Consider the following 26,008-nt stretch of genomic DNA (forward strand, 5'->3'; position numbering starts at 1 on the left):
CGAACTGCCTGTTTATGCGGTTGATAGTGATGGCGACGATTCACTGGTGTCTCAGCTTAATGTGACCATCGGTGATGATGTCCAAATAATGCAAGATGGCACATTAGATATCGTTGAACCAAATCTGTCTGATGGAACAATCACAACCAATACCATTGATGTGATGCCAAATCAGAGTGCCGATGGTGCGACGATCACTCAGTTCACTTATGACGGTGTCGTAAACACACTGGACCAAAGTATTTCAGGCGAACAGCAGTTCAGCTTCACAGAAGGCGAACTGTATATCACCCTTGAAGGTGAAGTACGCTTTGAACCTAATCGCGACCTAGACCATTCAGTTAGCGAAGACATCGTGAAGTCGATTGTCGTGACTTCAAGTGATTTTGATAATGATTCTCTGACATCAACCATAACCCTGACGATTACGGATGGTGATAACCCTACGATTGATGTTATTCCAAGCGTTACCCTCTCTGAAACGAATCTGACTGATGGCTCTGCGCCAAGTGGCAGCGCGGTAAGCTCCACTCAAACCATTACTTTTACCAATCAAAGTGATGATGTGTTTCGTTTCCGTATTGAGCCAACAGAGTTCAATACTAACGATGATCTTAAATCGAACGGTCTAGCCGTTGAGTTACGTGAAGATCCGGCAGGGTCGGGTGACTATATTGGTTTTACGACCAGTGCGACGAATGTCGAAACCACGGTATTTACACTGAGTTTTTCTAGCACCACATTAGGTGAATATACCTTTACTTTGCTTGAGGCTTTGGATCATCAAAATGCCCGTGGCAACAATGACCTCAGTTTTGATTTACCCGTTTATGCGGTAGACAGTGACGGCGATGATTCACTGATGTCTCCGTTAAGTGTGACCATCGGCGATGATGTTCAAATCATGCAAGATGATACGTTAGATATCGTCGAGCCAACCGTCGCAGATTTGGCCGCTGGCACAGTGACAACCAGCACCATTGATGTGATGCCAAACCAGAGTGCCGATGGCGCGACGATCACTCAGTTTACTTATGACGGTCAACTACGAACACTTGACCCAAATGATAACGGCGAGCAGCAGTTTAGCTTCACGGAAGGTGAGTTGTTTATCACGCTTCAAGGTGACGTTCGTTTCGAACCTAATCGCAATCTAGACCACGCGCTGAACGAAGACATCGTGAAATTGATCGTGGTGACGTCTAGCGATTCGGATAACGATGTGCTTACCTCAACAGTAACGCTGACCATTACCGATGGTGATATCCCAACCATTGATGCAGTGCCAAGCGTTACTCTTTCTGAAACTAATCTGAATGATGGCTCTGCACCAAGCGGCAGCGCAGTAAGTCAGACCGAGACGATTACTTACACGAATCAAAGTGATGATGTGACGGGTTTCCGCATTGAGCCTACTGAATTCAATACTGGCGGTACGTTGAAATCGAATGGGTTAGTGGTTGAGCTGAAAGCCGACCCAACCACACCGGGCGGTTACATTGGTTACGTTACTGATGGCTCGAGCGTTGAAACCAACGTGTTTACGATTAGCTTCTCAGATACTAACTTGGGCCAATACACATTCACCTTGCTTGAAGCGTTAGACCATGCTGATGGCTTGTTGAATAATAACTTGAACTTTGATCTTCCTGTTTACGCTGTCGATAGCGATGGTGATGATTCACTGGTGTCTCAGTTAAATGTAACCATCGGTGATGATGTTCAAATTATGCAGGGCGGTGTCTTAGATATCACGGAACCAAATCTTGCTGACGGCACAATCACAACCAACACCATTGATGTGATGCCAGAGCAAAGCGCTGACGGTGCGACGATCACTCAGTTTACTTATGACGGGCAAGTTCGAACTCTGGATCAAACTGACAATGGTGAGCAGCAATTTAGCTTCTCAGAAGGTGAGTTGTTCATCACTCTTCAAGGTGACGTGCGCTTTGAGCCAAACCGTAATCTAGACCACACGGTTAACGAAGACATCGTCAAATCGATAGTGGTGACCTCAAGCGATTCAGACAATGACGTACTGACCTCCACAGTGACGCTGACCATCACCGATGGTGATATCCCAACCATTGAGGCAGTGCCAAGCGTTACACTTTCGGAAACTAACTTAAGTGACGGCTCTGCGCCTAGCGGCAGTGCAGTAAGCCAAACTGAGACGATTACTTTCACTAATCAAAGTGATGATGTGGCGAGTTTCCGTATTGAGCCAACCGAGTTCAATGTAGGTGGAGCTCTGACGTCTAATGGCTTTGCGGTCGAGATAAAAGAAGACTCTGCTAACCCGGGTACTTACATCGGCTTTATTACCGATAGTTTGAACACTGAAGTTCCAGTTTTCACGATTGCCTTTTCTACGGGTACGTTAGGTGAATATACCTTTACCTTACTTGAAGCGCTAGACCATGTGGATGGTTTAGATAATAACGATCTCAGCTTCGATCTGCCTGTTTACGCTGTTGATAGCGATGGTGATGATTCACTGGTGTCTCAGCTTAACGTCACGATTGGTGATGATGTCCAAATCGTGCAAGACGGTACGTTAGATATCATCGAGCCAAATCTGGCCGACGGTACGGTGACAACCAGCACCATTGATGTGATGCCAAATCAAAGTGCCGATGGCGCAACGGTCACTCAGTTTACCTATGACGGTCAGCTACGAACGCTTGACCCAAATGATACTGGCGAACAGCAGTTTAGCTTTACTGAAGGTAAGCTTTATATCACTCTTGAAGGTGAAGTGCGCTTTGAGCCGAACCGCGACCTAGACCATTCAGTTAGCGAAGACATCGTGAAGTCGATTGTCGTGACTTCAAGTGATTTTGATAATGATTCTCTGACATCAACCATAACCCTGACGATTACGGATGGTGATAACCCTACGATTGATGTTATTCCAAGCGTTACCCTCTCTGAAACGAATCTGACTGATGGCTCTGCGCCAAGTGGCAGCGCGGTAAGCTCCACTCAAACCATCACGTTCACCAACCAAAGTGATGATGTGGTTCGTTTCCGTATTGAGCCAACAGAGTTCAATACTAACGATGATCTTAAATCGAACGGTCTAGCCGTTGAGTTACGTGAAGATCCGGCAGGGTCGGGTGACTATATTGGTTTTACGACCAGTGCCACAAACATAGAAACTACAGTATTCACATTAAGCTTTAATTCTGGGGCATTAGGCGAATACACGTTCACGCTCATCGAAGCATTAGACCACCAAGATGCCCGAGGCAATAACGACCTCAGCTTTGACCTACCTGTTTATGCGGTAGACAGTGACGGCGATGATTCACTGATGTCTCCGTTAAATGTCACTATCGGCGATGATGTTCAAATTATGCAAGACGGTACGTTAGATATCGTTGAACCAAATCTTGCTGATGGCACGGTAACAACTAGCATTTTCGATGTGATGCCAAATCAAAGTGCTGATGGCGCAACGGTGACGCAATTCACTTATGATGGTCAGCTTCGAGCGCTGGACCAAAATGACACTGGCGAGCAGCAGTTTAGTTTCACAGAAGGTGAGTTGTTTATCACGCTTGAAGGTGAAGTGCGCTTTGAGCCTAATCGTAATCTAGACCACACGCTGAACGAAGACATCGTGAAATCGATCGTGGTGACGTCTAGCGATTCGGATAACGATGCGCTGACCTCAACAGTTACGCTGACCATTACCGATGGTGATATTCCAACCATTGATAATGTGCCAACAGTGAACTTGTCAGAAACGAATCTGAGTGATGGCTCTGCACCAAGCGGCAGCGCGGTGAGTTCAACTCAAACCATTACTTACACCACTCAAAGTGATGATGTGACCAGCTTCCGCATTGAACCAACCGAATTCAATGTTGGTGGTGCTCTAACATCAAATGGATTGGCGGTTGATCTGAAAGCCGATCCAACCACACCGGGCGGCTACATCGGTTATGTTACCGATGGCTCGAACGTTGAAACCAGCGTGTTCACGATTAGTTTCTCAGATACCAATTTAGGCCAATACACCTTCACCTTACTTGAAGCTTTAGACCATGTTGATGGCCTCACAAATAATGATTTGAGTTTCGACTTACCGTTTTACGCCGTCGATAGTGATGGCGATGATTCACTCGTGTCTCAATTAAATGTAACCATTGGTGATGATGTTCAAATTATGCAAGGTGGTACGTTAGATATCACTGAGCCAAATCTTGCTGACGGCACAATCACAACGAATACCATTGATGTGATGCCAGAGCAAAGTGCCGATGGCGCGACGGTCACTCAGTTTACTTATGACGGGCAAGTTCGAACTCTGGATCAAACTGACAATGGTGAGCAGCAATTTAGCTTCTCAGAAGGTGAGTTGTTCATCACTCTTCAAGGTGACGTGCGCTTTGAGCCAAACCGTAATCTAGACCACACGGTTAACGAAGACATCGTCAAATCGATAGTGGTGACCTCAAGCGATTCAGACAATGACGTACTGACCTCCACAGTGACGCTGACCATTACCGATGGTGATATCCCAACCATTGATGCAGTGCCTAGCGTTACTCTGTCTGAAACCAACCTTAGTGACGGCTCAGCACCAAGCGCCAGCGCAGTCAGTCAAACTGAGACCATCACCTTTATCAATCAAAGTGATGATGTAGCAAACTTCCGCATTGAGCCAACCGGGTTCAATGTGGGTGGAGCACTAAAATCGAACGGAGCTGCGGTCGAGATAAAAGAAGACTCTGCTAATCCCGGTACTTACATCGGTTTTATTACCGATGGTTCGAACGCTGAAGTTCCAGTGTTCAACATTAGTTTCTCTACGAGTACGTTAGGCGAATACACCTTTACCTTACTTGAAGCGTTAGACCATGCGGATGGTTTAGATAACAACGATCTTAGCTTCGACCTGCCTGTTTATGCTGTTGATACGGACGGTGACGATTCACTGGTATCCCAGCTTAATGTGACCATCGGTGATGATGTTCAGATCATGCAGGACGGTACGTTAGATATCACCGAGCCAAATCTGGCTGATGGAACAATCACAACCAATACCATTGATGTGATGCCAAACCAAAGTGCCGATGGCGCGACGATCACTCAGTTCACTTATGATGGTGCCGTAAACACACTGGATCAAAGTATTTCAGGCGAACAGCAGTTCAGCTTCACAGAAGGCGAACTGTATATCACCCTTGAAGGTGAAGTACGCTTTGAACCTAATCGCGATCTAGACCACTCAGTGAGCGAAGACATCGTGAAGTCGATTGTGGTGACTTCAAGTGACTTCGATAACGATTCTCTTACTTCAACCGTTACGCTGATCATTACTGATGGTGACAATCCGACTATTGATGCGGTGCCGAGCGTATCAATTGAAGAAGCTAATCTTGCTGATGGTTCCACGCCAACTGGCAGCGCGGTTAGCCAAACGGAAACCATCACTTTCACTAATCAAAGTGACGATGTTGAGAAATTCCGTTTAGAGCCAAGTGAATTTAATACCAACAACGCGCTCAAGTCAGATGGTTTAATCATTGAGATTCGAGAAGAACCAACAGGTTCAGGCAATTACATTGGTTTCACGACTGATATTTCGAATGTCGAAACCACAGTGTTTACACTCGATTTCAGCAGTACCACTTTGGGTGAGTACACCTTCACGCTTCTGGAAGCGATTGACCACACACCAATTCAAGGCAACAACGACCTAACATTTAACTTGCCAGTTTACGCGGTTGATAGCGATGGTGATGACTCTGTGATGTCGCCACTGGCTGTAACTATTACTGATGATATTCAAGTGATGGTTAATGACTCTCTCACTATTGAAGAGCCAACGGTTGCAGATTTGGCAGCAGGTACGCCGACTACGCCAATCGTTAATGTCCTTGATGAAGAAGGAGCTGATGGCACGACCATTACTCAGTTCACTTACGGTGGTGGGGCGGTATTGACGCTTGACCAAAATGACACGGGTGAGCAAAAGTTTGTGGTTGCTGACGGGGCTTTGTATATCACTCTACAAGGCGATATTCGTTTCGAACCAAGTCGTAACCTCGATCATACTGTTGGCGATATCGTTAAGTCGATAGTCGTAACATCGAGTGATTCTGATAGCGATCTTGTGTCTTCAACGGTAACGCTAACCATTACCGATGGCGATATCCCAACGATTGACACTGTGCCAAGCGTTACGCTGTCAGAAACGAATCTGAGTGACGGATCTGCTCCGAATGCCAGTGCGGTAAGTTCCACTCAAACCATTACCTTTACTAACCAAAGTGATGATGTGACAAGTTTCCGTATTGAACCGACGGAGTTCAATATTGGTGGTGCTCTCACATCAAACGGATTGGCGGTTGAGTTGAAAGCCGACCCAACCACTCCGGGTGGCTACATCGGTTTTGCGACAACCGCTCCGAATGTTGAAACTAACGTGTTTACGATTAGCTTCTCGGATACCAATTTAGGTCAATACACCTTCACCTTGCTTGAAGCGTTGGATCATGTAGATGGCTTAGCGAAGAATGATCTGACTTTTGACCTTCCTGTTTACGCGGTTGATAGCGATGGTGATGATTCACTGGTGTCTCAACTGAATGTGACCATTGGTGATGATGTTCAAATCATGCAAGGTGGTACGTTAGATATCACTGAGCCAAACCTTGCAGACGGCACAATCACAACGAATACCATTGATGTGATGCCAGAACAAAGTGCCGATGGCGCGACAATCACCCAGTTTACGTATGACGGTCAAGTTCGAACTCTGGATCAAAATGACAATGGTGAGCAGCAATTTAGCTTCACAGAAGGTGAGTTGTTCATCACTCTTCAAGGTGACGTGCGCTTCGAACCAAACCGTAATCTAGACCACACGCTTAGCGAAGACATCGTGAAGTCGATTGTGGTGACTTCAAGCGATTTAGATAACGATGTGGTGACGTCAACGGTCACTCTGACTATTACTGATGGTGATATCCCAACCATTGATGCGGTGCCAAGCGTTACGCTTTCAGAAACCAATCTCGTTGATGGGTCTTTACCAAGCGGCAGTGCAGTAAGTCAGACTGAGACTATTACTTTCACGAACCAAAGTGATGATGTAGTGAGTTTCCGAATTGAACCAACCGAGTTCAATGCCGGTGGAGCACTAAAATCGAACGGATTTGCAGTTGAGATAAAAGAAGACTCTGCTAACCCGGGCACTTATATCGGTTTTATTATTGATGGCTCGAATACTGAAGTTCCTGTCTTCACTATTGGCTTCTCTACGACCACACTAGGTGAGTACACCTTTACTCTGCTTGAAACGTTAGACCATGTGGATGGTTTAGATAATAACGATCTGAGCTTTGAACTGCCTGTTTATGCGGTAGACAGTGATGGTGATGATTCTCTGGTATCTCAACTTAACGTGACCATTGGTGATGATGTCCAAATGATGCAAGACGGTACGTTAGATATTGTTGAACCAAATCTTGCAGACGGAACAATCACAACCAACACCATTGATGTGATGCCAAATCAGAGTGCCGATGGTGCGACGATCACTCAGTTTACTTATGACGGCGTCGTAAACACACTGGATCAAAGCATTTCAGGCGAGCAGCAGTTCAGTTTCACAGAAGGTGAGCTGTTTATCACTCTTGAAGGGGAAGTACGCTTTGAGCCGAACCGCGACCTAGACCACTCAGTGAGTGAAGATATCGTGAAGTCGATTGTGGTGACTTCAAGTGATTTCGATAATGATCCGGTGACTTCAACCATTACGCTGACCATTACCGATGGTGATATTCCAACCATCGATGCAGTGCCAAGCGTTACGCTCTCAGAAACAAATTTAGCGGATGGTTCTGCGCCAAGTGGCAGTGCGGTTAGTCAAACGGAGACGATTACTTTCACCAACCAAAGTGATGATGTGGTTCGCTTCCGTTTAGAACCAACCGAGTTCAATACTAACGATGCACTTAAATCGAATGGTTTAGCGGTCGAACTGCGTGAAGATCCTCAAGGTTCTGGTCAGTACATCGGATTTACTACCAGTTCGTCTAACGTGGAGACGACAGTATTTACGTTGGACTTTAACTCCGGAACCTTAGGTGAATACACATTTACTTTAATCGAAGCTCTGGATCATCAAGATGCGCGTGGCAACAACGATTTAAGCTTTAATCTACCTGTGTATGCGGTTGATAGTGATGGCGATGATTCGTTAGTTTCTCAGCTTGGCGTGACCATTGGCGATGATGTTCAAATCATGCAAGACGGTAAGTTAGGTATCGTTGAACCAAATCTTGCTAATGGTACGGTAACAACCAGTATTTTCGATGTAATGCCGAATCAAAGCGCTGATGGCGCAACAGTGACGCAATTCACTTATGATGGCCAGCTTCGAACGCTTGACCAAAATGAAAATGGTGAGCAGCAGTTTAGCTTTACGGAAGGTGAACTGTTCATCACGCTTCAAGGTGAAGTGCGCTTTGAGCCTAATCGCGATTTAGACCACAGGCTGAACGAAGACATCGTGAAATCTATCGTGGTGACGTCTAGCGATTCGGATAACGATGTGCTGACCTCAACGGTAACGCTAACCATTACTGATGGTGATATCCCAACCATTGACACAGTGCCAAGCGTTACGCTGTCAGAAACGAATCTGAGTGACGGCTCTGACCCGAATGCCAGTGCGGTGAGTTCAACTCAAACGATTACCTTTACTAACCAAAGTGATGACGTGACGAGTTTCCGCATTGAACCGACTGAGTTTAATGTTGGTGGTGCTTTGACATCGAACGGATTGGCGGTTGAGTTGAAACCCGACCCAACCACATCGGGTGGCTATATCGGCTTTGTGACCACGGCTCCGAATGTTGAAACTAACGTATTCACGATTAGCTTCTCAGATACTAACTTAGGCCAATACACATTCACTTTGCTTGAAGCGTTGGATCATGTAGATGGCTTAGCGAAGAATGATCTGACTTTTGACCTTCCTGTTTACGCGATTGATAGCGATGGTGATGATTCACTGGTGTCTCAACTTAAAGTCACCATCGGTGATGATGTACAGGTCATGCAAGACCAAGCGCTTAATATTATTGAGCCAACGGTTGCTGATTTGGCTGCAGGTACTCCGACGACAGCTACTGTTGATGTGATGCCTGAACAAAGCGCCGATGGGGCGACAATTACTCAGTTTATATATGATAACGGAGCAGTAATAACGCTTGATCAAAACGATACGGGTGAACAGAAGTTTGTCTTTGCTGAAGGTTCACTGTTCATTACCTTGCAAGGTGAAGTGCGCTTCGAGCCAAATCGTAATCTAAACCACACCGCTAGCGAAAACATCGTGAAGTCGATAGTGGTGACTTCGGGCGATTCAGATAACGATGTAGTGACGTCAACAGTAACTTTGACCATTACTGATGGTGATATCCCAACCATTGATGCAGTGCCAAGCGTTATTTTGTCTGAAACCAACCTTGCAGATGGTTCAACTCCAAGTGGCAGTGCAGTCAGTCAAACTGAAACGATTACTTTTACGAATCAAAGTGATGATGTGACCAGTTTCCGTATTGAACCAACCGAGTTCAATGTCGGCGGCGCACTGAAATCGAATGGGTTTGCGGTTGAGATAAAAGAAGACTCTGCTAATCCAGGCACTTACATAGGTTTTATTACCAATGGTTCGAACGCTGAAGTTCCAGTGTTCACTGTTAGTTTCTCGACCACCACGCTAGGTGAATACACCTTTACTCTAATTGAAGCGCTAGACCATGCAGATGGCCTAGCTAATAACGATCTGAGCTTTGATTTGCCCGTTTATGCGGTAGATAGCGATGGTGATGATTCACTTGTGTCTCAACTTAACGTGACCATTGGTGATGATGTTCAAATCATGCAAGGCGGTACGTTAGATATCATCGAGCCAAATCTTGCAGACGGAACAATCACAACCAACACCATTGATGTGACGCCAAATCAGAGTGCCGATGGTGCGACGATCACTGAATTCTCATTTGGCGGTATTGTCAAAACACTCGATCAAAGCATCGTAGGCGAGCAGCAGTTTAGTTTCACAGAAGGTGAGTTATTCATCACTCTGCAAGGCCAAGTGCGTTTTGAACCGAATCGTGACCTTGACCACTCTGCCAGCGAAGACATCGTGAAGTCGATAGTGGTTACTTCAAGTGATTTTGATAATGATCCGGTGACTTCAACCATTACACTGACCATTACAGATGGTGATATTCCAACCATCGATGCAGTTCCAAGCGTTACTCTCTCAGAAACAAATCTAGCGGATGGTTCGGCTCCAAACGCTGGTGCGATCAGCTCAACGCAAACTATTACTTTCACCAACCAAAGTGACGATGTGGTTCGCTTCCGAATTGAACCAACTGAGTTCAATACCAACGATGCGCTTAAATCGAATGGCTTAGCCGTTGAATTACGCGAAGATCCGCAAGGGTCGGGCAACTACATCGGATTTACTACCAGTTCGTCTAACGTGGAGACGACAGTATTTACGTTGGACTTTAACTCCGCAACATTAGGCGAATACACATTTACCTTAATCGAAGCTCTCGATCATCAAGATGCGCGCGGCAACAACGATTTAAGCTTTAATCTGCCTATGTATGCGGTTGATAGTGATGGCGATGATTCGTTAGTTTCTCAGCTTGGTGTGACCATTGGCGACGATGTGCAGTTGATGCAAGACGGCACAATCACCAGTCGTGAGCCGGCAGCAAGTGTCGAAACATCAAATACCTTTGATGTGATGCCAAACCAAAGTGCTGATGGAGCCAAAGTCACTTCATTTGTTTTTGACGGTAACACTGCAGAAAGCCTTGATTTAAATGTGAATGGTGAACAAGAGTTTGTCTTCACGGAAGGCTCGGTATTCATTACGACGGAAGGTGAGATACGTTTCGAACCTGTACGTAATCAAAATCATGCTGGTGGTGATATTACCAAGTCGATTGAGGTGACGTCTGTTGACCTCGATGGCGATATTGTTACATCGACCGTGACGCTGAAGATTGTTGATGGTGACCTTCCTACTATCGACCTTGTTCCCGGAATTACGTTATCTGAAGTGGACCTGGTCGATGGCTCTGTGCCAACCGGTAATCCAGTGACAATGACACAAACCATTACCTACACAACGGGTAGTGACGACGTAAGCCATTTCAGAATTGACCCTACGCAGTTCAATACTTCAGGATCTTTGAAATCGAACGGTCTAGATGTCGAAATAAAAGAGCAGCCAGCTAATTCTGGTAATTACATTGGCTTCGTCAAAGACGGTTCTAACGTAGAAACCAACGTCTTCACGATCAGCTTCTCGGCGAGTAATTTAGGACAATACACGTTCACACTGCTTGAAGCGTTAGATCATGTCGATGGATTACAAAACAATACACTAAGCTTCGATGTCCCTGTGTTAGTGGTTGATGCGGATGGTGATGATTCTGCAGTGTCGCCAATGACAGTTGCGATCACCGATGACGTACAAGGTGTTCAAGATGGTACCTTGAGCATCATTGAGCCTTCATTAGCTGATTTGGCATCGGGTACGCCACCTACGACACCAATCATTGATCTTATGCCAACGCAGAGTGCTGATGGCGCGAAAGTGACACAGTTTACTTACGATGGTGGCACAGCTGTAACGTTAGACCCAAGCATTTCTACAGAACAAGTCTTTACCGTAACCGATGGCTTACTGTACATCACCATTGAAGGGGAGGTTCGTTTTGAACCGAGCCGAGATCTTGACCATTCATCCGGCGACATTGTAAGAACGATTGTCGTCACCACCAGTGATTTTGATAACGATACAGATACCGCGGATGTCACCTTAACGATCAAAGACGGCATCGATCCCGTTATTGACGTGGTTCCAGATGTTAACTTATCGGAAGTTAACCTAGCGGATGGCTCGACGCCAAGTGGTTCTGCAGTCAGTTCGACTCACACAATCACTTACACCGAAGGAAGTGATGACTTTAGTCACTTTAGAATTGCGACCAACGAGTTCAATCCGGGCGATCTGTTGAAATCAAATGGTCTTGTCGTTCAACTAAAAGAAGATCCTTCTTCTACTGGTGACTACATTGGTTATACCGATGACGGTATGGGTAACGTTACCGATGTATTCACAATTCGCTTTGATAGTGTCAACAAAGGTGAGTTTACTTTTACCTTGATTGAGGCGTTTGATCATCTTAATGGTGTACTGCATAACGATCTAACTTTCCGTCTACCGGTTTATGCCGTTGATACCGATGATTCTGAATCAACGAAGCGCGATGTGGTGGTTACGATAGAAGATGACCTCCAGCAAATGCAAGATGGCTTCTTAACCATCACTGAGCCTAATACTGGTACTCCTACAACGGCTACAGTTGATGTGATGCCAATACCAAGTGCAGACGGCGCGAACATTACGCAGTTTACGTATGACGGTGGTTCCCCATTTACTCTGAATCAGAGCATCAGTGGTGAACAAGAGTTTGTTTTCACTGAAGGTTCACTGTTTGTGACATTAGATGGTGATGTAAGGTTTGAGCCAAATCGAAACCTTGATCACTCTGCGGGCGACATTGTTAAATCGATTGTGTTCACCTCTTCAGACTTTGATAACGACATCTTCTCATCAAAAGTTACTCTCACCATTGTTGATGGTGATGGGCCAGCAATTGACGTTGTACCAGGTGTGGCATTGTCAGAAAGCTTACTTGCGGATGGTTCTACGCCTAGCGTAAACCCTGTGAGTATCACTCAAACCATTACTTCACTTGCAAGCAGTGATGATATTGCTGAAATAGTGGTGGAAGTAGGGCTGTTCAATACCAACGGCGCGTTGAAGTCGGATGGCCTTGAGTTGAGTTTGCGTGAAGACCCTGTAAATTCTGGCGACTACATTGCATTTACCACTAATGGTTCGGGTGTTGAGAAAGTAATCTTCACTCTGGATTTTGATGATACGAATCCGAGCCAATACACATTTACTCTGCTTGAGCGTTTAGACCATGTTGATGGTTTAGGAAATAACGATCTGAGCTTTGATCTTTCTGTTTACGCGGAAGATACCGATGGTGATATTTCAGCGTCTAAACCGCTGACTGTGACCATTACTGATGATGTCCAACTGATGCAATCCGGCACGCTCAGCATCACAGAGCCTACTACAGGAACGCCTACCACAACGACATTTGATGTGATGCCTGCGCAAAGTGCAGATGGCGCGACAATCACTAAGTTTGTGTATGACAATCAAGCTGAAACAGCCTTGGTACAAACCAACACGGGTGAGCAAGAGTTTGTATTCACTGAAGGTTCTCTGTTTATCAATCTTGAAGGTGATGTACGTTTCGAACCTAACCGTAATCTCGATCATTCGGGTGGTAACATCGTTAAGACCATTACGGTGACATCTGAAGATAAAGATGGCGACATCGTGACCTCGACAGTGACACTGACGATTTCAGATGGTGCTCCACCAGTAATAGACACAGTACCAACGGTTGCATTGGAAGAAGCGAATCTGATCGACGGCTCTTCACCGAGTTTACCTGTGAGCCAAACTGAAACCATTACTTTCACAGCAGGAAGTGATGATGTGAGCTACTTCCGTATTGATACCACCCAGTTCAACACATCTGGCGATCTCAAAGCGGATGGCTTAGTTGTTCAGCTCAAAGAAGATCCTCTAAACAGCGATAATTATATTGGTTACGTTGAAAGCGGCGGTGTCCAAACGGATATCTTCACCATCACGTTTAGCAGCGTGGTTCTAGGAGAGTACACATTCACCTTGTTGGAAGAGTTAGATCACCTGCCAGTACAGGGTAATAACGATCAAGTTTTCACCTTGCCAGTTATAGCAGTCGACAAAGACAACACTGACTCAGCGATGAAACCTCTTACGGTGACCATTACCGATGATGTACCAACCATTACTGACACCACTGTCGCGAGTACGTTTGTGGTTGATGAAGATGATTTAGGCACTCTGGCACAAGCAACGGGTTCGTTTGTAACCACACAAGGTGCAGATCAAGTCGAGGTTTACGAACTCCGTAATATAGCGACTCTAGAACCTACGCTTACCTCAAGTGGTGAAGCAATTTCGATTACTGAGATCTCTGGAGCAGCGAACACAACCACCTATCAAGGAACCACCACAAGTGGAACACCGATTTTTACTCTTGTTTTGGGTAACGATGGGTCATACACATTTACCTTACTTGGTCCTCTAGATCATGAGCCTAGCTCAGAGGCGAGAAATAAGCTGCCTATCTCCTTTAATGTAGTGGCTGTTGACAGTGATGGTGATGATTCTAATCAGTATGTATTGCCAATCGAGGTGATCGATGATGTGCCAGTGATGAGTCCGCCAACGGGTGAGACGGTTGTCGATGAAGATGATCTTGCTGGGATTGGTTCGGATCAATCCGAAGATACAATTATCAATGGGCTATTCACCGTTGATGAAGGCGCTGATGGTGTTGTTAAGTACGAATTGGTCGATGAAAACTTGGTGATTACAGGCTTAACTTCTGATGGAGAAAGCCTAGAGTGGCTGCCTGTTTCACAAAGCGGTACAACCTTCACTTATGTTGCACAGACTGTAACCAGCAATCAGCCTGTGTTTGAAATCATTTTTGATACCTCAAACAACAGCTATCAATTTGAGCTGTTTAAACCACTTAAGCACCCTGATGGCGCGAATGAAAACACCATAGAGCTTGATTTCTCTATCGTGGCTGAAGATTTTGACCAAGACCAATCAGACGCGATCGATCTGAAAATCACGGTCACGGATGATGTACCGTTGGTGACAACTCAATCGATTACTCGTATTGAAGGTCAGAACTATAATGGTTCTAAAGTCGATATGTTTGCTGATGCGACTGATGTGGGTTCTGATGGCGCAGTACTGAGCAAAATTGAGGCCTTTGACGGAAGTGGAATTGTTTTCCGAGCTGAGAACAGTGGGCCTTACAGTAGTGACTTCGATTTAAACATTGGCAGCCAACAGGTTCGCGTTTACGAGCAAACGGATGATGGTAATGGAGGCGTTGATACTCGACAGCTTGGTCGACTTCGTATTAACTCAAATGGCGAGGTTGAATTCAGAGCTAACGGTTATCTCGATCATGACGGTCTTGACACCATCGACTTCTCGATTAACGTGATTGCGACGGACGGCGATTTAGATACCTCTGAAACACCGTTAGATATCACGATTACAGATAGGGACTCTACAAGAATCGCGCTGAAAGTGACTACCTTCGAGGATGCGGGTAGAGATTTAACGATACCTTACGCAACGGGTGATGAACCGACTCTTGAGAACGTTCAAGATAACCAAAATGGTTTGCCTAATGCACCAGCTCAAGTTGCGCTGCAAGTTAGTCTGTATGACCAAGATAATGCTGAATCTATTGGGCAGTTGACGATTAAAAGCCCGAATGGAGGTGATAGTCACCAAGGTACTTTTTATTACTTTGATGGTGCTGATTACATTGAATTGGTACCTGAGTCAAATGGAAGCATTATATTTGGTTCTCCTGAACTTGAACAAAGCTTTGCTCCAAACCCGAGTGAACCAAGACAAACTATCGCGACGGTAGACAACCTGTTCTTTGTTCCGGACCAACACGCTAGTTCGGATGAAACTGGTGGGCGAGTTCGTTATGAGCTTGAAATTGAGAAAAATGGCTCCACGGATCACACCATCAACTCAAACTTCAGAATCGAGATTGAAGCGGTGGCTGATATAGCGACTTGGGATGATTCCAACAGCACTTATCATTATCAAGTGAACGAAGATGAAGACAACGTTACTTTGCAGCTGAACGCAGAGTCGCAAGATAACAGTAATACTGAGACGATTACCTATGAACTTGAAGCTGTTCAAGGTGATGGGAAGTTCGAGCTGCTTGATAAGAACGGCAATGTGCTTACGCTGACGACGGATGGTGTATATGAAATAGCGGCAGAAGACATTAACAGCACCGTAGTTAACCCGATCGATAACTTCTCTGGTCAGATTGAATTCAAAGCAATAGCGGTTACAAAGGAAACACTGAACCCTTATGAAGATACCGCCAATGGCGGAGCAAATGATAAAACTCAAGCTCGTTCTGTAGAGCAAAACATCATTATTGATGTCACTGCTGACGCCGACCCAGGAAAATTCAGTGTGAGTCGTATCAAGATCAACGAAGACAATATCGATGACCCTGATTACATTGGCCCTTTGGACAACAAAGACGCATTCACGTTAGACGAAGTCATTACCATGACAGGGTCGGTGGACACAGATGGCTCTGAAGAACTGTTTGTCCGTATCAGTAATATCACAGAAGGCGCAGTGCTTTACTTTGTAGGTACAACCACGGTAGTTCCTACCGTTAATGGTACCAATTATCAAGAAATCGCATATTCCGATTTGGCTAATGTTGAGGTTGTTCCAACTAAACACAGTAATGTAGATTTCACCTTTGATGTTACCGGTGTAGTCAAAGATACTGCAAACCTGTCAACCAACCCTCAACAAGTTGATGAAGAAATTCTGGGTACTAAGACGGTCAACGTCGAGGTTAAAGGTGTTGCAGATGTTCCGTATGGTGGGACGAATGGTACCGATTGGACCTCAATTACAGATGGTACTGCAAGCGGCGTTCAAACTACGATTCAAGAGAGTCAAAACGGCGACAGCTTTGCAGAGCTTGATTTCACGGTGTTGTCTGGTGAACGTAAACCTGATGATCTCGCGGATTCTCCTTTAACAGGAGATGGGTCTGAAGCAATCACTGTAATCCTTTCGGGTATCCCTGACGGGGTCATCCTCGAAGATGGCGATGGTACAGTGATTGACCTTAATTTTGTTGGTTATGAAACCGGATCGGGCGGTAGCCCTGATCTATCCAAACCTATCTACGAAGCGAATATTACTGATGTGGGCAAAACGTCGGGCATTCGTATCAGACCTGTTGACTCATCAACTGAGAATATCCACATCCAAGGCAAAATAGTTGTGACCGAAAATGATGGTCATACACTGACATTTGATCAAGAGATTAGAGTGTTGGTTGAGCCAGTAATTGACACATCAACGAATTACGTTAATGCGACCAATGGTAATGAAGATTCAGTAATCAATATCGATTGGCATCCTGATGGAGCCGATTATATTGATTCCGATGAGCACTTTACCTCTATCATAATCTCAGGTATTCCATCGGGGGTAACTGCTGTCGTAAATGGTGATGTTACTGTTGTTGATGATGGCGCTGGTACGTTAACGATTACACCAAAAGATAGTAATCAAACACCTGAACAATTTACCCAAATTGCATTAGCGAATAACTTTATTCAAATGACACCCCCATCTGACTCGAGCGTTGATTTTACATTGACAACGGAAGTTGAGGTCGAGGAGCGTGATCATGAGTATGTGGACTCTTCTGATTCTGGTGAGGGTATCGCTACAGCGACGGTTATGGGGACGATCAATGTTGTCGTTAGGCCTGTAGTTGAGACTGACAATGGCACTACCAATAAACTCATCGTCGATGATGTTGCAGGAATTGGTGGTTTGATAAGTGTTGTTGCCGATCTTCTTACAGGTGTAATTAAGTTTACGACCAACAGCGATAACCCATCCGCTACGGATGAGTTTGTCATCCGATACCAAGAAACGGATGCTTCATCTGCGATTGAAGAAGTAGACCAATTGGTTATTGAATTAACAAACGTGAACGATTCGGCGTTATCAGATGATGTGCTAAATCAGTTACTTGTTATTGGTGCTGCATATGAAGGCAATGGTCGCTGGGTTGTGACGAATGAGGACTTATTTAGCATCAGTGCACCGAACGGTCTTAGTTTCCCGCTAACTACTAGTACTCCTGGATTGTTCAATGAAATAAAGATGAACATCTTTAGTACCGTAATTGATCGCGGTGATGGCGTTGAGACAGAATCATCACCAGCAGTTGAACGAGAAGGTGATGTAGTCCTATCTTTCCCTCAAGTACTTATTGGTGGGAATGAGGTTGCTGCAGATATTACGATGACACCAGATAGCGTTGTCGATGCTATAGAAGACACACAGTTAGACCTAGGAGCTGCGCTAAATAACTTGATCACTTTCTCTGGCAAAGATACTTCAACAGACCAAGTGACCATCATTATTGATGACTCAGTTACTATTAATCCAGGAGGCACCTTCCCAATTAGTTTGTCGGGAAGCAGTGAAGTCGATTTCGTTAATGGAAAGTATGTCTTTGAGACGACAGTCGACCAGAACGTTTTAACGGACTTTTCTGGGCTGTTACTGAATCTACCAGCGGACTACTCTGGTGACTTTAAGTTACCACTAACCATTGTGACCAAAGATCTCCTTTCAGGTGATGAAAACACCTTGGTGACCGATGTGGTAATCAAAGTCGCACCAGATGTTGAAGGCAATCCAGACATCGATGTTACGGTGGTTGGTTCGCTCGACGATTCGTTTAATCCTGTCGATACCGATGGCCAAGCTGGACAAGATCCAGTTGGCTACGAAGATACCTATATCCAGCTTGATTTCAGCTCAACTATTACTGACCAAGTAAGTGGGGTTGAAGGCGGTGACGAAAAATTCACATCTATTACGCTGACTTTAGATGACACGAGTGTCGGTGCGTTTTATACCAGCGCGGGTGTATCTCTTGGCACAGCGTTGACCTTCGATGAATCGGAGATCAACGCGGGTGCTCTAGATAACGTCTTGTTCAGAGCTGCACCAAACTACCCGACGGGTAATGACGTTAATCAGATTCAAGTGAATGTCAGCGGGACAATTACCGACACGGCTACCTACAATGAGACAGCTTCTCCTGTTGGTAGCGCGACTGACACGGATACTTTCTCTACGACTGTAAACTTTGAAGTGGTTCCTGTCGTGGATGATGTTCTTGTTACAGGGCCGGGCAGTGACCCAGATGTTATCGAGATTACAGGTAACGAAGACCAGCTTATTTCCTTGTCAGGTACGGGGCCAGTATCGATCGCATTGACTGACCTTGATGGTTCAGAGCAGTTCGTTTCAATTAAGTTTACGGGTGTACCAGATGGCTTCTTAATGAGTGCAGACGCTGCCTCAACTTACACAGTGAAGAACAACGGTGGTGGTGAATGGAGCGTTCAACTGCCTCAAGCATCAGGACTGTCATTCGACCTCAGTGAGTTGTCAATTTTACCACCGAAAAATTTCAGTGGTACGGCCGAGTTTGGTGTGGAAGTCTTCACTCAAGAATCTTTGTTGGGTGTGCCTACTGCTGCAGAAAATTTGCCAAGCTTCAAGCTGCATGTGGTACCAGTTGGTGATGATGTTGATACCAACCCAACCGATTCTGTCACCGGGAATGAAGGCCAAAACATTGATATCGAAATCAATGCGACTATTTTGGACAAAGAATTGTCGGCTACAGGAAGCGGAACGTTTACTGAAAATGCACCTGAAACACTTCGAGTTGAAGTGGCGGGAGTGCCTCAAGATGCTTCTATTTTCTATCCAGACGGCACGACATTGGCTAGCTACGATCCGGTGACACAACTTTGGACATTGGATGTTTCGGCGCAGTCGCTCGATAAGATCGTATTTAATTCGGGTGAACATAATAGCGATGCAGGCAATGCGCTTGGCATCAATGGACCATTGCAAATTACGGTTCGTTCTGTAGATACAGACGCTGACAACACCGAATACTTAGGCACGCCAACCAGCTTTGATGTTGATTTAGTGATTGATCCTATCAACGATCAACCGACGTTTGTGAATGTGACCAACATTGAGACCCCGGAAGATACTTCAATTGCCTTGAGTGATATATCTGGCTTCAAGATTACCGACTCTGATGCGGTTTATGACGATCCAACTGCGATTTACACGTTAACGCTATCTGTAGACCAAGGTACATTGAACTTTGGAGGTTTTACTGGGGTAACATCAGTTCCAGTTTCGGGAAGTGCAATCACTCTTGAGGGGACATTAGGTGATATCAACAGTGCTTTAAACTCTGGAAGTGTTCAATTTGAGTTAGGTGCTGATGAAAACTACCTAAACCAAAATGGTGTCGCAACAGTGACAGCAACGGTTGATGATGGTGGCAACAATGGTCTGATTGACGCGGGTGGCCCGAATACTGCTCAAACCAATCAAACCACGTTTACCATTAAGGTGACGGAAGTGAATGACGCTCCTGTTGCGACTGATGTTGATTTGGGTTCGATTATGGAAGACGGCCAAATCGTGATTGTTGAAAGTGACTTGATTGCAGCCAGTTCTGATCTAGAAAACCATAATCTCACGGTAACCGGTGTGACTCTGACTCAAGGGCAAGGTCAGCTAACACGCTTTGAAAATGCTGGTGGTGCTGATGACGCAGCGATTACGGGACCGTACTGGATATTCATTGCAGCCAATGATTTCAATGGCGATGTGAAGTTCAAATACGACATCATTGATGATGGCACAATCAACGGTGCGGATGATTTCTTAACTGATAATGCTGAAATTAGCCTTGTGGTTACTGAAGTTAATGATCAGCCGGTGGCATCGGATATTGATTTGGGCACCATGCTTGAAGAAGATCAGTTGATCATTAAAGAGCAAGACTTGATTTCCTCAACTACTGATCCGGAAAACGACACGATTACTGTGAACAGTTTGGTGCTCGATCAAGGTCAGGGCCAATTACAACGCTTTGAGAACGTCGGTGGTGCTGATGATGCTACGATCACTGGCCCATACTGGGTATTTACCGCAGCCAACGAATACAACGGTGATGTTAAGTTCACTTATACCGTTGAGGACGATGGTACAACCAACGGCGCTGATGATTTCTTAACAGATACAGGCGAAATCAGCGTAGTGGTAACAGCAGTGAATGATCAGCCGGTGGCAACGGATATCGACTTAGGAAACATTCTTGAAGAAGGTAAGTTGATCATCAAAGAGGAAGACTTAATTGCTGCGACGAGTGATCCGGAAAATGACACGATTACCGTGACTAATCTGGTAATCGATGAAGGCCAAGGTCAGTTACAGCGCTTTGAAAACGTGGGTGGTGCTGATGACGCTACGATCACTGGCCCATACTGGGTATTTGCTGCGGCTGATGAATACAACGGTAACGTTAAGTTCACTTATACCGTCGAAGATGATGGTACAACCAACGGCGTCAATGACTTCCTTATGGATACTGCGGAGATCACCGCGATTGTCGATGGAGTGAACGATACACCTGTTGTTAATGGTGACAGCGTCACTACGGTTGTTGACGAGGATGCTGGTCAGTTATTGAGTGGTATCAATGTCAGTGACCCTGATTATGTTGATACATTTTCTGATGATCTCATGACCGTCACGCTGGCTGTGGATTACGGTACACTGAATGTATCATTACCAGCTATGACAACTGTGGTGGTAAATGGCAACAACACAGGTTCGGTTATCTTAGTCGGTACTCTAAGCGATTTGAATGCGTTGATTGATACGCCAACCAGTCCAAATGGTGTTTATCTCGATGCGAGCCTTTCACCAATCAATATTATTGGCTTGGAGGTTACCGCTAAAGACAGTGGAAACCCTTCGGGTATCGCAATAGAAACTGTACCTGTGGTTTACAACATTGCTGTTACGCCAGTTGCGAATACGCCTACTTTATCAATTGATACTGCCTCTAACTACGTGAGAAACATTACCGCGAGTCAGTCAGTCAGTGCGAGTGGTATTCCTTTGGTTGGTATTATTGCAGCCTTAACTGACATTACGGAAGAGTTAACGTTGCATATCAGCGACGTACCTGCTGGTGCTCAAATCACCAGTGATGTAGGTATAGTGACTCTTGAGAATGGTGTTTGGGTAGCAACGGCTGATGCGATTGATAGTTTGAAAGTTGTAGGACTCTCTGAAACTCCGGGTGGTTATACACTTAAAGTTGAAGCTGTTTCTGAAGAGACAGACAATAATGACACTGCCACTTCGGCTTCAATAGACCTTAACTTGAACATTGTCTCTGACGCGATTGATATTAACTTGGCTGCGGAAACGGATGATGTGCAACTATTGGCTGGCGCTAACAATACCGACCTGACTGCCGGTTCTGGAAATGACAGACTGGAAGGTGGAACGGGAGATGATACGCTTGTTGGTGGCGAGGGCAACGATACGCTTATTGGCGGCGGCGGTTCAGATATTTTAACCGGCGGTGACGGTATGGACTCGTTTGTATGGCTTAACATTGAAGACGGTGTTGAAGATACCATTACCGATTTCAGCCTATCTGAAGGAGACCAGATTGACCTGCGTGAAGTGTTACCTGAACTTAAGAACACATCTCCAGACATGACAGCGTTATTGCAACAGATAGACGCGAAAGTCGATGGGGATGATATTGAGCTTACGATCAATCCGGATGGTCTAGGTACTACGGAACAAGTGATTGTGGTTGAAGACCTTGCACCTCAGTTGACGCTAAGCGGCACCATGCCGTCAGATATTCTGGATGCGTTAGTTCAGCAGAATGTTATTACTCACGGTTAAAGCTAATTAGGTGAGCGACAGCTAGTTGAGAGATCTCTAGATGGTAAATAGCTAGTTATAGATACTAATAGGTAAACGATAACTATTAGAGGCGAACCATAAAACCAAACGAAATAGGCCAGCAATGCTAATGTTGGCCTATTTTTTTGCTCTGTATAAACTACAACAAGATTATTTTAGCGAGTTGTGGATCAGGAACTCTTCTTCAACGCCTTTCAATTTCATTTCATCCATAATGAAGTTCACCGTGTTCAACAAACGTTGTTCACCTTTTGGTATCAGGTAACCGAATTGGCTGTTGGTAAACGGTGTCTCACAACGAGCAGCTTCAAGGCGCTCATCAGTCACTTGATAGAACAGTCCTTCAGGAGTTTCTGTGACCATCACATCAACTTTACCTTCCGCAACGGCTTGCGGAACGTCTAGGTTGTTCTCATAACGTGTAAAGCTCGCGTCTTGCAAGTTAGCATCCGCAAAAATCTCGTTAGTCCCGCCGATATTGACGCCAACACGCACTGAAGAAAGGTTCACTTTTTCTATACTGTTGTATTGTTCTGCTTTGCCTTTCGCGACTAAGAAGCACTTACCAAAGGTCATGTAGCCTTGAGTTTGTTCTGCGTTTAACTGACGCTGCATTTTGCGCGTAATACCGCCCATCGCAATGTCGTATTTTTCGCTGTCGAGGTCGGTTAGCAGATCTTTCCATGTGGTACGAACAATCTGTAATTCGACGCCTAGCTGCTCTGCAACATGCTTAGCCACGTCAATGTCATAACCAGAGTAGGTTTTGCCGTCGAAGTAAGAAAAAGGTTTGTAGTCGCCTGTGGTGCCGACGCGAAGTGTGCCTGATTTTTGAATGTCTTCTAACTGGTCAGCTTGCGCTGCGCCGGAAAGTGCCAGAGCAATGGAAGCAAGTAATAGTGATGTTTTTGTCATTGTAATTATCTGTTGTGTTTGTGTTGTTATTCAAAGTAACAGAAACAATCCGAGAAAGAGATCAAACCATTGGAAAGTATCAAAAAAGTGAGACTACAAAAAATAGAGTTAAGAGAACTCTATTTGTACGAGGGAGTTAACGGGTGTAATAGAAAGGTTTAAAAGGGAGATAATACACATTAAAGTGCTATTCAGAGTTAAAAGTATCAGCAAGTTTGAGTGGTAAACAAAAAGCCCATGTTATCGAATAACATGGGCTTCATTATGGGTTTAACTTGTTAGTTGCCTATTTAGCTATTTAGCTACTTAGCAACTGATTCGTTGTTCATCTTAGCCGGAGCTTTAGATGCGTTAACCAGGAGGATACCAACGGTTAGTACCATTGAACCACATAGCAGGAACAACAAGCGTCCTGTTGGTTCGTTTGGAATCAGAGCCATTGCTAGGATACCGAAACCTGCTGTGCTGATAAGCTTACCAAGCATTGAACGCTGTTTAGTATCTAGGTTTTGTTGCTCTTCACCTTCCGCGACTAGCGGCGTGTTCCAGTTAGTGAATAATTGGTCAACTTCTTTCTCACGCTCTGGCGATAGGCCTTTGTAGAAGCGAGAAGTCATGATGAAGTAACCACCAGTGAACACGACGTGAGCTGCTAAGCTTAGACCAACTTTCAAGTCGCTCCATTCACGGCCAGTAAGCGCTGTTTCTAGACCAAATAGGTTTTCGATGTCTTCTGCTTGAAGCGAGATACCGAAGATGTAAGAAACGAAGCCACCAACCACTAGGGTAGACCAACCAGCCCAGTCAGGCGTCTTACGAATCCACATACCTAGTAGTACAGGGATAAGCATTGGGAAGCCAATTAATGCACCTACGTTCATTACGATATCGAACAAGCTCAAGTGACGTAGAGAGTTAATGAACAAGCCAATCGCGATGATGATAATACCCATCATGATAGTGGTTAGCTTACTTACGATAACCAGCTCTTTCTGAGTCGCGTTCTGACGAAGAATCGGGCTGTAGAAATTCATTACAAAGATACCTGCATTACGGTTCAGACCTGAATCCATAGAAGACATCGTTGCAGCGAACATTGCTGACATAAGAAGACCAACCATACCTGCTGGCATTACGTTCTGTACGAATGCTAGGTAAGCCGCATCACCTGCTTTATCACCCATTGAAGCGTACTCTAATGCGAAATCAGGCATGAACGCACTTACGTACCAAGGTGGTAGGAACCAGATTAGTGGACCGACAACCATAAGGATACATGCTAGGCCTGCCGCTTTACGTGCGTTTTCACTGTCTTTTGCACATAGGTAACGGTAAGCGTTGATGCTGTTGTTCATTACACCGAACTGCTTCACGAAAATGAACACGACCCAAAGGATGAAGATGCTCATGTAGTTTAGGTTGTTACCCAACATGAAGTCGCCGTCGAAATTAGCAACGATGTTAGTTAGGCCGCCACCGTGGAAGTAAGCTGCAACCGCACAAGTAATCGTAACCGCCATGATAACCAGCATTTGCATGAAGTCAGAAGCAACAACCGCCCAAGAGCCGCCCGTTACTGCCATCAATACTAGAACCATACCCGTTACCACAATGGTTGCTTCCATTGGGATGTTGAATACTGCTGCTACAAAGATAGCTAGACCGTTTAGCCAAATACCTGCAGAGATAAGGCTGTCAGGCATGCCTGCCCATGTGAAGAACTGTTCAGACGTTTTACCAAAGCGCTGACGGATAGCTTCAATCGCCGTTACCACACGAAGTTGGCGGAACTTTGGAGCGAAGTACATATAGTTCATGAAGTAGCCAAATGCATTGGCTAAGAATAGGATTACAATAACGAAACCGTCATTGAATGCGCGTCCTGCGGCACCTGTAAACGTCCATGCTGAAAATTGTGTCATGAAGGCAGTTGCACCAACCATCCACCACAACATTTTGCCGCCACCTCTGAAGTAATCACTAGTAGAGGTGGTGAACTTACGGAACATCCAACCAATAGCGATCAAAAAGAAGAAGTAGGCGAGAACAACAAAAGTATCAATAGTCATCTTTTCAGCCTTTTAAATATCATAATTAACTGCGCTTAGATTAACGCTTTCAAAGGTTTATTTGTACTACAATATGCCTTTAGTATGATCTAGGTCGCATTGATTTTTTAGTTCTCACACTGTTTTTAGTTAAGTTTTTGTTTTTGTTGAACTTAAATGTCTATTTAATTTATTTCAGATCGTAAATAAAATACGTTCTAATTGTTTATATGTATTACAATATAAAAGGTTCATCTATAGATTGGGCGATCTATAAGATTTTAATTATAACCGTAACAAATGTGCTACAAATAGGTGTGGTTGTGCGATGGAATTCACGTTAAATCTAAACGCTAATTTGATAAGAAGGATTTGAAAAAATTAAGTGTAGCTTATTGGT

The 26,008-nt window shown here is 44.9% G+C and carries 3 protein-coding genes; 1 reads left to right on the forward strand and 2 read right to left on the reverse strand.

Going from position 1 to position 26,008, the window contains the following annotated elements; translation table 11 throughout:
- A partial coding sequence (locus L8S15_RS20070) for a cadherin-like domain-containing protein (RefSeq protein WP_280574855.1) occupies positions 1–22,624 on the forward strand: 22,624 nt, incomplete at its 5' end.
- Positions 22,625–22,795: 171 nt separating this feature from the next.
- On the opposite strand, the gene L8S15_RS20075 is transcribed toward L8S15_RS20070, so the two are convergent.
- Both L8S15_RS20075 and L8S15_RS20080 read right to left on the reverse strand, forming a co-directional pair.
- Positions 22,796–23,560, reverse strand: coding sequence for a transporter substrate-binding domain-containing protein (locus L8S15_RS20075; RefSeq protein ID WP_280574857.1), 765 nt, complete (start codon positions 23,558–23,560; stop codon positions 22,796–22,798).
- Between the two features lie 302 nt (positions 23,561–23,862).
- Positions 23,863–25,629 (reverse strand): transporter, encoded by a 1,767-nt coding sequence (locus tag L8S15_RS20080; protein ID WP_010438320.1) that lies wholly within the window; start codon positions 25,627–25,629, stop codon positions 23,863–23,865.
- Positions 25,630–26,008 lie beyond the last annotated feature (379 nt).

Source organism: Vibrio sp. S/42/10, assembly GCF_029890535.1.
GTDB lineage: Bacteria > Pseudomonadota > Gammaproteobacteria > Enterobacterales > Vibrionaceae > Vibrio > Vibrio cyclitrophicus.